Origin of the sequence: Mesorhizobium sp. RCC_202 (genome assembly GCF_041355295.1) — a bacterium.
Classification (GTDB): domain Bacteria; phylum Pseudomonadota; class Alphaproteobacteria; order Rhizobiales; family Rhizobiaceae; genus Mesorhizobium.
Genome location: NZ_JBFUPO010000005.1, coordinates 175,548 through 189,134 on the forward strand (window position 1 = coordinate 175,548; position 13,587 = coordinate 189,134).

The window sequence follows — 13,587 nt, forward strand, 5'->3', positions numbered from 1 at the left end:
GCCGCCGGCAACATCAACGCCATGGTCGATCTGGGCTGGCTCGACGAGGATGGGAAGGGCATTCCCGCGCCCGACTACGCCAGCGCCAGAAGCTGGTTCGAGAAGGCTGCGGCCACCGGCGATGACCAAGGGATGAACAGTCTGGGCTTGCTTGACAAGAACGGAAAAGGCATTGCCGCGCCCGACTATGCAAGCGCCCGGAGTTGGTTCGAGAAGGCTGCGGCCGCGGGCAACAGCGACGCCATGGCCAATCTGGGCCTGCTCGACGAGAATGGGAAGAGCATTGCCGGGCCCGACTACACCAGCGCCAGAAGCTGGTATGAAAAGGCAGCGGCCGCCGGCAACAGCGACGCTATGGCCAATCTGGGCTGGCTCGACGAGAATGGGAAGGGCATTCCCGCGCCTGACAACGACGGCGCGCGAAGCTGGTTCGAGAAAGCAATGCTCGCTGCGGCAGCCAAGGCCGACGCGGAGCGGTATTCCGTTGAGGATACAGTCCTAGATGTGAGTTGGTATGCCTTATTAGCCAAGCATTTCGACCGCGCTTTGGATGCAGGCCAGCAAGCGCTAAGGATCGATCCGGCCTCGCTTGATGCGAAATCCAACATTGCGCATGCGTTGATGCTTCTCGGACGAACCGAAGAGGCCCGCATTGCCTATCTAGCTGAACGCGGCAGGATCGTTGCCAACCAAGATTCGTGGGAGGACATTATCCAAAACGATTTCGTTGACCTGCGAAAGGCCGGACTTTCAGATCCACTGATGCATGAAATCGAAGTCGCGTTAGCCAAACCGGTTTCGGCCAAGTAGACTTACAGAAACCGCGATAAATCCAAGCGGGATTTTTTGGCAGCCAATTCGTCGAGAAACTACCAACCGCACTTTGAGCGCGGTCATCTCAGCACTCCACCACGTTCACCGCCAGCCCGCCGAGGCTGGTTTCCTTGTACTTCTCGTTCATGTCGAGGCCGGTCTGGCGCATGGTCTCGATCGCGGCGTCGAGCGGCACGAAATGGGTGCCGTCGCCCTTGATGGCAAGCGAAGCCGCCGTCACCGCCTTGACCGCGCCAAGCGCGTTGCGCTCGATGCAAGGCACCTGCACCAGGCCGCCGACGGGATCGCAGGTCATGCCGAGATGGTGCTCGAGCGCGATTTCGGCGGCGTTCTCGACCTGCTCGGGCGTGCCGCCCATGACGGCGCAAAGCCCCGCTGCCGCCATCGCCGAAGCCGACCCCACCTCGCCCTGGCAGCCGACTTCGGCGCCTGAGATCGAGGCATTGGATTTGATGATGCCGCCGACGGCAGCCGCAGTCAGCAGGAAGTCGCGGATGCTCGGCTGGTCGGCTTCGGGGTGGAAATGCAGCCAGTAGCGCAGCACGGCCGGCAGCGTGCCGGCGGCGCCATTGGTCGGCGCGGTGACGACGCGGCCTCCGGCGGCATTCTCTTCGTTGACGGCCATGGCGTAGATCGACAGCCAGTCATTGGCGAGCAACGGGTTGGGTTTGTTTTGCTGCCACTGCTCCTGGAGCTTGTCGTGCAGCATGCGCGCCCGGCGCCGCACCTTCAGTCCGCCCGGCATGATGCCGTCCTGCGACAGGCCACGGTCGATGCAGCCCTTCATCGCGCTCCAGATCGCGTCGAGGCCAGTGTCGAGCTCCTCGCGCGACATATGCTTTTCCTCGTTGACGCGCTTCATCTCGGCGATCGAAAGCCCGCTCTTGGCCGCCATCGCCAGCATTTCGACGGCGTTCTTGAAGGGGTACGGTACTCGTCTGCCTTCGGTCGTCACCGAGCCCTTGACCTTCATGCGCTGCAATTCTTCCTCGGAGACGACGAAGCCGCCGCCGATCGAATAATAGATGCGCTTGAGCAGCAACCGGTCCGAATTGTCATAGGCATAGAAGGCCATGCCGTTGGCATGACCGGTCAGCGGCGTTTTTCGGTCGAGCACCAGGTCCCTGGCCGGATCGAAGCGATAGGTCGGATGTCCCGGCGGGGAAATGCGCTTTTCAGCGGTAATTCCAGCGACGATGCCCTCGGCTTCGTCCGGATCGACCTTCTGCGGCGTCTGCCCCGCGAGGCCGAGGATGACGGCGCGGTCCGAACCATGGCCGATGCCGGTGTAGGCGAGCGATCCGTGCAGGCTGGCGCCGATCCGATCGACCTTGACGCCGGCAGGACGTGGCCAGTCATCGCCGGCGACCTCGTCGAGGAAACGCCGCGCCGCCGTCATCGGTCCCATCGTATGCGAGCTCGACGGGCCGATGCCGATCTTGAACAGGTCGAAAACCGAAAGGAACACTGGACTTTGGTCTCCTGAGGCCGCCCCGGCACTTCATATGGGACTCGGCACTTCATATAGGAACTGCAATGATGTTTGTGCTGTTTTGTGTTCGGCGGCGCAGCATCTGCCGACCTTGTTTGCTCCGCCAGCGACATTGGAGCGCGCAAGCTTCTACAGACCGTCGAAGCGACCGCCTGGCCTGTGATAAAAGAGGACATGGGCGATTCCCTGCATCTTTCTGCGGCTGACCTGGCGGCACTGGCCTTCTTCCTGGTGGCCTGGGTGCTGCATACCTATGCTTCCGACGGCAAGCTCGTCAGCCGCGTCTCGTTGAGCAACGCGATGAACGCCCAGCGCGAGGCCTGGATGCGCAACATGGCCGAGCGCGAGGTGCGCATCGTCGACACCGCCATCATGAGCGGGCTGCAGCAAGGCACCGCCTTCTTTGCCTCCAGCTCGCTGATCGCGCTTGGCGGCTGCTTTGCGCTACTCGGCGCTTCCGACCGGGTGCTGACCGTGCTGGCCGACCTGCCCTTCGGCGCGCTCGCCTCGCGTGAGGCTTTCCAGACCAAGGTATTCGGCCTGGTGCTGATCCTGGCCTTCGCCTTCTTCAAATTCGGTTGGGCCTACCGGCTGTTCAACTACTGCACGATCCTGATCGGCGCGGTGCCGACCCCGCATGGCGCGGCCTCGCGCAATCCGGTTACCGACGCGGCGGTCTGGCGGGCGACGCGCATGAACGTGCTGGCCGGCAAGCATTTCAACTCCGGCTTGCGCGCCGTCTTCTTCTCGATCGGCTATCTCGGCTGGTTCGTCGATCCGATGGTGTTCGTGCTGTCGACGCTTCTGCTTTTGGCGGTGCTGGTGCGCCGCCAGTTCTTTTCCGCCGCCCGGCAAGCCGTCATCGGTCAGCCGCCCGGCCCGGGAAAGAACTGATCGATCTTGCCGGACAGCCTGTAGGCGAACAGCCCGATCCATTCGCGGATCGCCATCGTGGTCGTCAGTAGGGAATCTGACGGGTTGTCACGATAGAAGCCAATCCCCTCCCGGCCCGATGTGCGGTAGTCGACCGGCCAGGCCACCGTCGGAAATCCTGCCTTGTCGAACAGCGCCTTGGCGCGCGGCATGTGGAAGGCCGAAGTGACCAGCAGCCAGGTTTCGCCCGGCTTCGGCTCGACAAGCTTGCGGCTGAAGACGGCATTTTCGTAGGTGTTGCGCGATTTGTCCTCGAGGATCATCCGATCCGCCGAAACGCCCAAGGCGCCAAGCAGTCGGGGTGCTGTGTCGGCATCGCCCTCGCCATCGAGGAAAAGCGAGCCGTTGCCGCCAGAGACAACGACCTTGGCTTGCGGGAAGCGGCGGGCAAGGATCGCGGTCTCGACCATGCGGTCGCCGCTGCTGTTCAATTCATAACCGCCACGCGCCAAGTTGATGGCGCCTTCGAAGCCACCGCCGAGCACGACGATGCCGTCGACCTTTTCCGGCAATGCAGGCTTCGGAAAGCGTTCCTCGAGCGGCGTCAGCATCATCGCGCCAAGCGACGTCCAGGCCGAGAGGGCCAGGATCAGGAAGCCGAGCACGCTGCCGGTGGCAGCCAGGCGTCGCCGGCGAAACAACGCGGCCAACAGTCCTGCAAGCAGCAGGAAGATCGCCAGGTTGAGCGGCTGGATGAAGAACCAGAAGACCTTGGACAGGATGAAAAACACGTTGAACCCCAAAGCAATTCCAGGAAAAGTGTGAGCGGCTTCACGTCAGGAATTGCGTCAAAACAAAGAGATAGGGCATTTCTCCGTTTCCGTGAAACGGTGAAATGCTCAAGGAGAGCGCGAATTGTTGCGGGCGGTGAAGCGGCTGATGGCCTCGGCGACCGCTTCTGCCTCCGGGCGGCTGAGTTCGCGGCCAAAGGAGATCGAACCGCTGGTGCTGCTCAGGCGCATGACTTCCTTCAGGCCGGTTTCATCGGTCGGGTAAGGATGATCGAGAATCGCGGCCGATAATGGCCCGCGGAAGCTCAAGGAGACTCGGTTCGGGAACACACCCCTGACTTCGCGAAACACAGTATCTCTCGTGAGGCGCAACTCCTCGCCGCTGGACGCCAGCCAGGCGAGTTCCGTGCCGAGGAAATAGGCAAACAGGGCGAAAATCGCCAGGAACGAGAGGAGGCCGAAAAGGCCCATGGCGATCGTTTCAGGCGATCTGTGGAACAGGCCCCATCTTGCGGTGATGGCGACGATCGCGATCGAAATGACGACAAAGCCGACCCTGATCGCCGCGCGTCTCGGCGGATTTCTGATCAGCAGCTCGTTCCCCGTCTCGACAATTGCGATGCGAGACGGGACAGCCATTTTACCACCACTTCTCCGGCTGGAACTTGCCCGCAGCCTGCTCGATGACATGCGCCGTCTGGAACAGCGTTTCCTCATCGAACGGCCGGCCAATCAGCTGCAGCCCCAGCGGCAGGCCCTTGCCGTCGAGGCCGGCCGGCACCGAAATGCCGGGAAGGCCGGCCATATTCACCGTCACGGTGAAGATGTCGTTGAGATACATCTTCACCGGGTCGGAAGCCATGTCCTCGTCGGCGACGCCGAAGGCGGCCGACGGGGTCGCAGGCGTCAGGATCACATCGACGCCGGCGGCAAAGACGTTCTCGAAGTCGCGCTTGATCAGCGTGCGCACCTTCTGCGCCTGCAGGTAATAGGCGTCGTAGTAGCCGGCCGACAGCACATAGGTGCCGATCATGATGCGGCGCTTGACCTCGCGGCCGAAGCCGGCGGCGCGGGTCTTCTCATACATGTCGATGATGTCCTTGCCGGGCACGCGCAGGCCGTAGCGGACCCCGTCATAACGCGCCAGGTTGGACGAGGCTTCGGCCGGCGCCACGATATAATAAGCCGGCAAAGCATATTTGGTATGCGGCAGCGAGATGTCGACGATCTCGGCGCCGGCGTCCTTCAGCCAGGCGATGCCTTTCTGCCAGAGCGCCTCGATGTCTTCCGGCATCCCGTCGACGCGATATTCCTTGGGAATGCCGACCTTCATGCCCTTGATCGGCTTGCCGATCGCCGCTTCATAGTCCGGCACCGGACGGTCGACTGAGGTCGTGTCTTTTGGATCGACCGAGGCCATCGACTTCAACAGGATCGCGGCGTCGCGCACGTCGCGCGCGATCGGCCCGGCCTGGTCGAGCGAGGAAGCGAAAGCGACGATGCCCCAGCGCGAACAGCGCCCGTAAGTCGGCTTGATGCCGACCGTGCCTGTAAAGGCGGCTGGCTGGCGGATCGAGCCGCCCGTGTCGGTCGCGGTGGCGCCGGCGCAGAGGAACGCGGCGACGGATGACGCCGAGCCGCCCGACGAGCCGCCCGGCACCAGCTGGGCGTTGTCCAGCGTGCGCTGGGTCTTGCTGCCGCCGGCGGAGACAAAGCCGCCATCGCCCTGATGCGTCGTCGGCATCACCACCGTGTCGAGCCGCGAGCGGCGCCACGGGTTGATGACCGGGCCATAATAGGAGGTCTCGTTCGACGAGCCCATGGCGAACTCGTCCATGTTGAGTTTGCCGAGCATGACGGCGCCGTCGGCCCACAGATTGGAGGTCACGGTGGACTCGTAACGCGGCTCAAAACCGTCCAGCACGTGGCTGCAGGCCTGGGTGTGGATGCCTTCGGTGGCGAAAAGGTCCTTGATGCCGAGCGGGATGCCTTCCAGCGCGCCGCCCTCGCCCTTGGCGAGCTTCGCATCGGAGGCCTTGGCCATGTCGCGCGCCTTGTCGGCGGTCACGGTTATGTAGGCATTGAGCACCGGATTGGCGCGGTCGATAGCCGAGAGGTAGGCGTCGGTGATCTCGGCAGCGGAGATCTCCTTGCCGCGCAGCTTGGCGCGGGCCTCGGAAATGGTCAGATGTGTAAGATCGCTCATCAGGCTAGGCTCTTTTCGTAAAACACCGACCATTCGGAGTCGGGATAATCCAGCACCGGTCCGCAACGCGAGAATCCGGCGCGCTCATAGACGGTCCAGGCCGCGGGATGGCGGTCGCCGGTTTCGAGAACGAGACGCTTCAAACCTTCCTGCCTGGCCAGCGCCTCGACCTGCCCGACGATCCGGGCGCCGATTTTCTGGCCGCGATGCGAAGGCCGTGTGTACATACGCTTGACCTCGCCGACAGTGCTGTCATGGCGCTTCAACGCGCCGCAACCGATGGCGAGGCCATTGTCGCGGGCAATGAACACGGTCGTGTCCGCGCCGGCCATCTGCTCGACCGTCAGATGATAGCAATGTTCGGGCGGCGTCAGTTCGAGCAGTGTCGCGTTGAGCTCGGCGACCAGCGCGCGCACGTCGTCCTGCAAAGGCGTCTCGACGGCGATCTCGACAGCCACGCTTTACTCCACCACCTTTGGGACGAGGAAGAAGTTCTCTTCCGTCGCCGGCGCGTTGGCGACGATATCGGCGGCTTTGTTGCCGTCGGTGACCGCATCCTGGCGCTTCTTCATCTCCATCGGCGTGACCGAGGTCATCGGCTCGACGCCCGAGACATCGACTTCGTTCAATTGCTCGACGAAGCCAAGGATGGCGTTCAATTCGCCGGTCATGCGCTCGGCATCCTCCTCGCTCGCCGCGATACGGGCAAGACGCGCGACGCGCTTAACGGTCTGAAGATCAACGGACATGTTCTATCGCCTCGGGAAAACCACTGCGGCCTATAGCGGCGCGGCGCTTGGCGCGCAACATCGATGATAACCGGCGATCACGCCGTAGCGCCGCCACGCGCTCAGGTAGCGCGCGGCGCCGGCGGTCCGAAAGCCGCATTCCCGGGAGAGCGAGCTAGATTGTGATCGTCTTGCCGATCTCCGGCAGCGCCACCGTGACGCCCGAACCTTCCATGCCGGCCACGAATTTGTCGGCAGTCTGGTCGATCATCGGAAACGTGCCGAAATGGCAGGGAACGACCGTATCGAAGTGGAAAAAGCGCTGGCAGGCAAGCGCTGCCACGGCACCGCCCATGGTGAAACGGTCGCCGATCGGCACGATGCCGACCTTCGGCTCGTGCAATTCGTTGATCAGCGCCATGTCCAGGAAGATGTCGGTGTCGCCCATGTGGTAGAGCGTCTTGTCGTCCGGAAAATGCAGGACGAGGCCGCCCGGATTGCCGAGATAGGTGTTGGTGCCGCCTTCGCCGCTGAAGGAAGATGAATGCAGGGCGTGGACGAAGGTGGTGGTGAATGGCCCGCAGTCGACGGTGCCGCCAATATTGCCCGGATTGATCTTGTCGCCGCTGACGCCCTTGCCGACCAGATACATGCATATCTCGAAATTGGCGACCAGCATGGCGCCGCTCTTGTTCAGCACTTCGATCGCGCCGCTGACATGGTCGTTGTGGCCATGCGTCAGCAAGACATGGGTTGCGCCTTCGGCCGGACCTTCCCAGCCACCGGTCCAGGATGGATTGCCGATCAGGTAAGGATCGATGAGGATGGTGGCGTCCTTGGTCTCGACGCGAAATGCCGAATGTCCGTACCAGGTCAGTTTCATGAATGCTTTCCTCGATTTTTACGTTGCCGGAAGATAGAACGCTCCCGGCAAATTGAAAGTGGCGCGCCGCTCCTAGAACTCAAAAGGATGTGACGGCCTTGAGCAGTTCCAGGAAAAGTGCGATCGGTTTTCCGTCCGGAACTGCGTAAAAAATAAAGAGATAAGGCATTTCACCGTTCCCCTGAAACGGTGAAATGCTCTGATGTCAGAGGGTATCGTTGGCCGTTATTTCAATCGAGGAATTGCCGCCGCGACTTGCCGGCGGCCGCACGCTCGCCGGCCTCGATCTTGGCGACAAGACGATCGGCGTCGCGGTATCCGACCGCGGGCTTTCCTTTGCCCATCCCCGTCCGGTCATCATGCGCAAGAAGTTCTCCATCGATGTGGCGCAGCTGCTCTCCCAGCTCGAGAAGGACAATGTCGGGGCGTTCGTGCTCGGCCTCCCCGTCAACATGGATGGCACCGAAGGGCCCCGCGCGCAAAAATCGCGCGCCTTCGCCCGCAACATGGCCACGCTTTCGGATCTACCCGTCGTGCTGTGGGACGAGCGGCTCTCTACGGTGGCGGTGGAACGGACGCTGATCGAGATGGATTTCTCGCGCAAGAAGCGCGCCGGCAAGATCGATTCGGCGGCGGCCGCCTTTATTCTGCAGGGAGCCTTGGACCGGCTTCAGTCGCTCGGCTCAGATGATCTTCTCCGATAGCGCCCTGCCGGCGCTGCCTGATCCACTCGGCGATGTTGCGCCGGCGGCGGAAGGCCCATAGACCCATGAGCAGGAAAAAGTCGAAAACACAGGTCCGAGCCACCATGCCCGGAATGATCGCCGGATCGATGCCGAGCATCTGGCCGTAAAGCTGGAAGGCGAAATCGTGCACCTGCCGGCTGAGCATCACATAGCCGAAATTCATGTCGTTGGCCGACAGGAAGTACCAGCCCCAGAAGATCGCCATCGGAGCGGCCCAGAGTGTGAAGATCGTGCGCATCAGCGGCGGCCTCCGGGCTTGGTTTCAGGTCGGCCGGAGATGCGCGAAAGCAGCGAGCTGTGCGCGGCGCCCATCGCCATGCGCGCGGCGGCACGAACATCGCTTTCCTGCAGGGCCATGGCTGCGACAACGGAGCGGCGCTCGGCCTGCACGGCGACATAGGATGCCAGCAACGCGGTCATCTGGATCGCGATGACCATGAAGAGTCCGTCTATGCCCTGCGCGACGCCGCCGATGAGGATCAGCGACGAGAGGAACGAGGCGGCAATGAAGGCGATCTGCATCACGCTATCGCCCGCGTCGGCCCTCGCCGTCGCGTTCAGCAGCGTCTCGACGAAAGCCCAGCAGAACAGGACAGCGACAATCAAAAGCGCGATCGAGAGCGGCGCGACGACGGCAAAATAACCGAGCGCGGGGAAGCGATCGCCCTGGATCGGCACGCCAAGCACGCCGAGCGCCGCATCGATGCCGTGACCGCCATCGATGCAAATATAGGCCAGCAGGGCGAAAACCACCGCCCAATGCAAGGCCAGAAAAGAGCTCAACACGTGCCGCATGCGCTTCCCGCTTTGCGGAGCCCGGGAGGTTATGGTTAACCCTTCCCTACTCCAGCATGCGGAGAGTGGGCTTTGCGAACGCTGCCCGCAATGGAAACCATTTGTTAAGGTTAACGGCTATCCACAGGGCCGGCAATTCGGTCCCTGGCGAGGAACTCAGGTCACCGGCGGATAGAGCGTATCGATGATCATGCGCGCGTCGTGGCGCGAATCGAGCATGCCGTAAGTGGTGCGCCACTGTCCGGCTAGCCGCGTCTCGACGAAGGCGTCGGCGATGCGCCCGGCCCCCAGACGACGCAATTCCGCCGCCGCGGCCGACAGCGCCAGTTGCTCGGTCAGCAGGCGCGCCGAGCCCTCGTCAGTCGAGGCCACCTGCATCGCCGCCTTGAGCACGCCGATGGTGCCGCGGCCGCCGGCGCCAAGATCGCGGTCGATGCCGGCCAGCACCTCTTCGAACAGGCCGGGAGCACGGCCGAGCACGCGCAGCACGTCGAGCGCCATGACGTTGCCGGAACCTTCCCAGATCGCATTGACCGGCGCCTCGCGATAGTAACGGGCGAGCGGTGCTTCCTCGACATAGCCATTGCCGCCAAGGCATTCCATCGCCTCGAAAAGCAGCGCCGGCGCGATCTTGCAGACCCAATATTTGACCACCGGCGTCATGGCGCGGGCAAAGGCCGCCTCGCCGCGATCGCTCGCCGCCTCGTCGAACGAGCGCGCCAGCCGGAATGACAGCGCGGTCGCGGCCGCGACGTCGAGCGCCATGTCGGCAAGCACGCGCTGCATCAGCGGCTGGTCGATCAGATTGGCGCCGAACACCTGGCGATGGCGCGTGTGGTGAACGGCTTCCGCCAGCCCTGCCCGCATGATCGCTGAGGACGCCACGGCACAATCGAGCCGGGTCAGCGTCACCATGTCCATGATCGTTTTCACGCCCGCGCCGGGATCGCCGACCATCTCGCCGATGGCATTGACGAACTCGACTTCAGACGAGGCGTTGGAGCGGTTGCCGAGCTTGTCCTTCAGCCGCTGAAAGCGGAAGCCGTTGCCGGTGCCGTCGCCCAGGATGCGCGGCACGAGGAAGCAGGACAGCCCCTCCGGCGCCTGGCCGAGCACCAGGAAGGCGTCCGACATCGGCGCCGACATGAACCATTTATGCCCGGTGAGCCGATAAAAGCCGCTGCCGGTGCGCTCGGCCCGAGTCGTGTTGGCGCGCACGTCGGTGCCGCCCTGCTTCTCGGTCATGCCCATGCCGAGCGTGAGCCCGGTCTTCTGCACCGGTGGCTTCTGCGTCTGGTCGTATTTGCGCGTCGTCACGCGCGGCGCCCATTCGCGAAACAGTTTCGGGCTCGCCATCAGCGCCGCGAGCGAGGCGTTGGTCATGGTGATGGGGCACAGGTGCCCCGTCTCCAGTTCGGCGGTCAGGTAGAAGCGCGCCGCCCTCACCTGGTGGCGGCGGCCGATCTCGGTATCGCCGTTCTCCCACACCGAGGAATGCAGGCCGCCGGCAACCGAGCGGCGCATCAGCGCATGATAGGCCGGATGATATTCGACAAGGTCAAGACGCCGGCCCTGGCGGTCGTGCGTCCTCAGCCTCGGCGTGTCGGTGTTGGCCAGGCGCGCGAGTTCCTGCGCCTCCGGCGTCATGGCGAATTTGCCGAGAGCGTCGAGGTCCTTGCGCACCGGGTCCGAAAAACGCTCCGCGAGCTGGATGAGCAACGGATCGCCCCGCCATGCATTGCCGCCCGTCAACGGCGGCGGCTGGTTGATCACCTCGTCGGTCACGCGTCTTCCTTACATCCCAACTTGCATCCCGCGGCCACGATCACGAATCCGGGGCCATCCGGCCTTATAGCTTATGCGTTAGCGGGCGCGCGACGAAAATACCGGGGAGAACGCCCGCAATCCAAAGCTGGCGCTTGCGGCGGCCAGGAGCGCGCCCTATAGCAGCGCCTTGAGATGACCGACGCTTCGTCCCTGCCGCTTTATCCTCACCGCCATCTTCTGGGCATCCGCGATCTTTCCCCCGCCGACATCGAGCTTTTGCTCGACCGCGCGGACCGCGCCGTTGCCATTTCCCGGCAGTCCGAGAAGAAAACCGCGACGCTGCGCGGCCGCACCCAGATCAACCTTTTCTACGAAGCCTCGACCCGCACGCAGTCCTCTTTCGAACTCGCGGGAAAGCGCCTTGGCGCCGATGTCATGAACATGTCGGTGGCGAGCTCTTCGGTAAAGAAGGGCGAGACGCTGATCGACACGGCGATGACCCTCAACGCCATGCGGCCGGACATCCTGATCATCCGCCATCAATCGGCGGGCGCCGCCGCACTTCTGGCGCAGAAGGTAGGCTGCTCGGTGGTCAATGCCGGCGACGGCGCGCATGAGCATCCGACGCAGGCGCTGCTCGACGCGCTCACCATCCGCCGCGCCAAGGGGCCGCTGTCGAAGCTGATCGTGGCGATCTGCGGCGACATCCTGCATTCGCGCGTCGCGCGCTCCAACATAATGCTCCTGAACGCGCTCGGCGCGCAGGTGCGCGTGGTGGCGCCCTCGACGCTCTTGCCGTCCGGCATCGACAGGATGGGCGTGATCGTTTCGCGTTCGATGGCCGAAGGCCTCAAGGACGCCGATGTGGTGATGATGCTGCGCCTGCAGCGCGAGCGTATGGAAGGCGCTTTCGTGCCGTCGATCCGCGAATATTTCCACTATTTCGGCCTCGACGCCGAGAAGCTGAAAGCCGCCAAGGAAGACGCGCTGGTCATGCATCCGGGGCCGATGAACCGCGGCGTCGAGATCGCCTCCGAAATCGCCGACGGGCCGCAAAGCGTCATCCAGGAACAGGTCGAGATGGGTGTCGCCGTGCGCATGGCGGTCATGGAAGCCTTGCTTGATCCCCGTCGCAATGATGAGGGCCGCAACCATGAGGGGCGCGGCGCATGAGCGTGACGGTCTTCAGCAAGGCGCACATTGTCGACCCCTCGCGCGGCATTGATGAGATCGGCAGCGTCATCGTCGACGGTCGAAAGATCGTTGCGGCCGGAAAGGCTGCGCTGAACCAGGGAGCGCCCGAAGGCGCTACCCTGATCGACTGCGCCGGAAAGACCATCATTCCGGGCCTGATAGACGGCCGCGTCTTCATCGGCGAGCCCGGCGGCGAGCATCGCGAGACCATCGCCTCGGCAAGCCTCGCGGCGGCGGCCGGCGGCGTCACCTCTATCGTCATGATGCCCGACACCGATCCGGTGATCGACAATGTGGCGCTGGTCGAATTCGTGCTGCGCACCGCGCGCGACACCGCAAGCGTCAACATCTTCCCGGCCGCGGCGATCACCAAGGGCCTCGAAGGCCGCGAGATGACCGAATTCGGCCTGCTGCGCGAGGCGGGCGCGGTTGCCTATACCGATGGCCGCCACACGATCGCCAATGCGCTGGTGATGCGCCGCGCGCTGACCTATGCGCGCGATTTCGGCGGCATCATCGCGCACGAGATCCAGGACGCCAACCTCGCCTCGTCCGGTGTGATGAACGAAGGGCTCTACGCAAGCTGGCTCGGCCTGTCGGGCATTCCGCGCGAAGCCGAGCTGATCCCGCTGGAGCGCGACCTGGCGCTGGCGCGGCTCACCGGCGGCGCCTACCACGCGGCAAAGATCTCGTCCGCGATGGCGGCCGGCGCGGTGAACCGGGCCAAGACCGATGGCGCCAATGTCACCGCGGGCGTCGCCATCCACAATCTGTCGCTCAACGAGAACGACGTCGGCGAATACCGCACCTTCTTCCGGCTGACACCACCCTTGCGCGCCGAGGACGACCGTCTGGCGATGATCGAAGCGATCAAGGACGGCACGATCGACATCATCGTTTCCTCGCATGATCCGCAGGATGTCGACACCAAGCGCCTGCCCTTCGCCGATGCCGCCGCCGGCGCGATCGGGTTGGAAACGCTGCTTGGCGCGGCACTTCGGCTCTACCATAATGGCGATGTTCCATTGCTCAGGCTGATCGAGACGCTGTCGACGGCGCCGGCAAGATTGTTCGGCCTGCCCGGCGGCACGTTGAAACCCGGCGCGCCGGCCGACCTTGCCGTTGTCGATCTCGACGAGCCATGGATCGTCAGCGAAACCGGCCTGCGTTCGCGCTCGAAGAACACCTGTTTTGAAGGCGCGCGCCTCCAGGGCAAGGTCTTGCAAACGATGGTGGCGGGCCGCACAGTGTTTTCGGCTTGAATATCGGCCCACAAGG

At 63.6% G+C, this 13,587-nt stretch carries 15 protein-coding genes; 5 read left to right on the forward strand and 10 right to left on the reverse strand.

All coding sequences use genetic code 11. The features are described 5' to 3' along the window. Nucleotides 1–810 (forward strand): tetratricopeptide repeat protein (locus AB6802_RS13665; protein WP_371010634.1); only part of this gene is annotated, 810 nt, incomplete at its 5' end. A gap of 88 nt (nt 811–898) precedes the next feature. Here the strand turns inward: AB6802_RS13665 and AB6802_RS13670 are convergent. Then, complete coding sequence (locus AB6802_RS13670) at nt 899–2,302, reverse strand: L-serine ammonia-lyase (RefSeq protein WP_371010635.1); 1,404 nt, start codon at nt 2,300–2,302, stop codon at nt 899–901. A gap of 198 nt (nt 2,303–2,500) precedes the next feature. On the opposite strand from AB6802_RS13670, the gene AB6802_RS13675 reads away from it, so the two are divergent. Next, nucleotides 2,501–3,220, forward strand: coding sequence for a DUF599 domain-containing protein (locus AB6802_RS13675; protein ID WP_371010636.1), 720 nt, complete (start codon nt 2,501–2,503; stop codon nt 3,218–3,220). Here the strand turns inward: AB6802_RS13675 and AB6802_RS13680 are convergent. From AB6802_RS13680 to AB6802_RS13705, 6 genes are all read right to left on the reverse strand, one after another. Continuing rightward, nucleotides 3,193–3,990 carry a YdcF family protein gene (locus tag AB6802_RS13680; protein WP_371010637.1) on the reverse strand — a complete coding sequence of 266 codons (798 nt, stop codon included), beginning with the start codon at nt 3,988–3,990 and terminating at the stop codon, nt 3,193–3,195. The genes AB6802_RS13675 and AB6802_RS13680 overlap by 28 nt on opposite strands. Before the next feature lie 108 nt (nt 3,991–4,098). Continuing rightward, a complete protein-coding gene (locus AB6802_RS13685; protein ID WP_371010638.1) occupies nt 4,099–4,629 on the reverse strand; it encodes a hypothetical protein in 531 nt (176 codons plus the stop codon). A 1-nt stretch (nt 4,630) separates the two neighbouring features. Next, nucleotides 4,631–6,196, reverse strand: coding sequence for an amidase (locus AB6802_RS13690; protein ID WP_371010639.1), 1,566 nt, complete (start codon nt 6,194–6,196; stop codon nt 4,631–4,633). Then, a complete protein-coding gene (locus tag AB6802_RS13695) occupies nt 6,196–6,654 on the reverse strand; it encodes a GNAT family N-acetyltransferase (protein ID WP_371010640.1) in 459 nt (152 codons plus the stop codon). Before AB6802_RS13695 ends, AB6802_RS13690 begins: the two co-directional genes overlap by 1 nt. A gap of 3 nt (nt 6,655–6,657) precedes the next feature. Further along, nucleotides 6,658–6,945, reverse strand: a complete 288-nt coding sequence (gene gatC, locus AB6802_RS13700) for an Asp-tRNA(Asn)/Glu-tRNA(Gln) amidotransferase subunit GatC (protein WP_371010641.1) — start codon at nt 6,943–6,945, stop codon at nt 6,658–6,660. Nucleotides 6,946–7,099: 154 nt separating this feature from the next. Then, a complete protein-coding gene (locus AB6802_RS13705; RefSeq protein ID WP_371010642.1) occupies nt 7,100–7,807 on the reverse strand; it encodes a metal-dependent hydrolase in 708 nt (235 codons plus the stop codon). A gap of 218 nt (nt 7,808–8,025) precedes the next feature. On the opposite strand from AB6802_RS13705, the gene ruvX reads away from it, so the two are divergent. Beyond that, complete coding sequence (gene ruvX, locus AB6802_RS13710; protein WP_371010643.1) at nt 8,026–8,511, forward strand: Holliday junction resolvase RuvX; 486 nt, start codon at nt 8,026–8,028, stop codon at nt 8,509–8,511. Here ruvX and AB6802_RS13715 read toward each other — a convergent pair. The 3 genes from AB6802_RS13715 to AB6802_RS13725 all read right to left on the reverse strand — a co-directional run bounded on the left by AB6802_RS13715 (nt 8,450) and on the right by AB6802_RS13725 (nt 11,133). Next, nucleotides 8,450–8,791, reverse strand: coding sequence for a DUF6105 family protein (locus tag AB6802_RS13715; protein WP_371010644.1), 342 nt, complete (start codon nt 8,789–8,791; stop codon nt 8,450–8,452). The two genes, ruvX and AB6802_RS13715, sit on opposite strands and share 62 nt — an antisense overlap. Further along, a complete protein-coding gene (locus tag AB6802_RS13720) occupies nt 8,791–9,348 on the reverse strand; it encodes a hypothetical protein (RefSeq protein WP_371010645.1) in 558 nt (185 codons plus the stop codon). Before AB6802_RS13720 ends, AB6802_RS13715 begins: the two co-directional genes overlap by 1 nt. Before the next feature lie 156 nt (nt 9,349–9,504). After that, nucleotides 9,505–11,133 carry a DNA alkylation response protein gene (locus AB6802_RS13725; protein ID WP_371010646.1) on the reverse strand — a complete coding sequence of 543 codons (1,629 nt, stop codon included), beginning with the start codon at nt 11,131–11,133 and terminating at the stop codon, nt 9,505–9,507. A 174-nt stretch (nt 11,134–11,307) separates the two neighbouring features. On the opposite strand from AB6802_RS13725, the gene AB6802_RS13730 reads away from it, so the two are divergent. Together AB6802_RS13730 and AB6802_RS13735 are read left to right on the forward strand one after the other, a co-directional pair. Continuing rightward, nucleotides 11,308–12,288 (forward strand): aspartate carbamoyltransferase catalytic subunit, encoded by a 981-nt coding sequence (locus AB6802_RS13730; protein ID WP_371010647.1) that lies wholly within the window; start codon nt 11,308–11,310, stop codon nt 12,286–12,288. After that, nucleotides 12,285–13,571 (forward strand): dihydroorotase, encoded by a 1,287-nt coding sequence (locus AB6802_RS13735; protein ID WP_371010648.1) that lies wholly within the window; start codon nt 12,285–12,287, stop codon nt 13,569–13,571. The genes AB6802_RS13730 and AB6802_RS13735 overlap by 4 nt, the downstream gene beginning before the upstream one ends. Nucleotides 13,572–13,587: the final 16 nt, after the last annotated feature.

Excerpts from the sequence above, each read along its gene's own strand:
- AB6802_RS13675 (WP_371010636.1), top strand. The coding sequence starts at position 2,501 with ATGGGCGATTCCCTGCATCTTTCTGCGGCTGACCTGGCGGCACTGGCC.
- AB6802_RS13685 (WP_371010638.1), bottom strand. The coding sequence starts at position 4,629 with ATGGCTGTCCCGTCTCGCATCGCAATTGTCGAGACGGGGAACGAGCTG.
- AB6802_RS13690 (WP_371010639.1), bottom strand. The coding sequence starts at position 6,196 with ATGAGCGATCTTACACATCTGACCATTTCCGAGGCCCGCGCCAAGCTG.
- gatC (WP_371010641.1), bottom strand. The coding sequence starts at position 6,945 with ATGTCCGTTGATCTTCAGACCGTTAAGCGCGTCGCGCGTCTTGCCCGT.
- AB6802_RS13705 (WP_371010642.1), bottom strand. The coding sequence starts at position 7,807 with ATGAAACTGACCTGGTACGGACATTCGGCATTTCGCGTCGAGACCAAG.
- AB6802_RS13715 (WP_371010644.1), bottom strand. The coding sequence starts at position 8,791 with ATGCGCACGATCTTCACACTCTGGGCCGCTCCGATGGCGATCTTCTGG.
- AB6802_RS13720 (WP_371010645.1), bottom strand. The coding sequence starts at position 9,348 with ATGCGGCACGTGTTGAGCTCTTTTCTGGCCTTGCATTGGGCGGTGGTT.
- AB6802_RS13730 (WP_371010647.1), top strand. The coding sequence starts at position 11,308 with ATGACCGACGCTTCGTCCCTGCCGCTTTATCCTCACCGCCATCTTCTG.
- AB6802_RS13735 (WP_371010648.1), top strand. The coding sequence starts at position 12,285 with ATGAGCGTGACGGTCTTCAGCAAGGCGCACATTGTCGACCCCTCGCGC.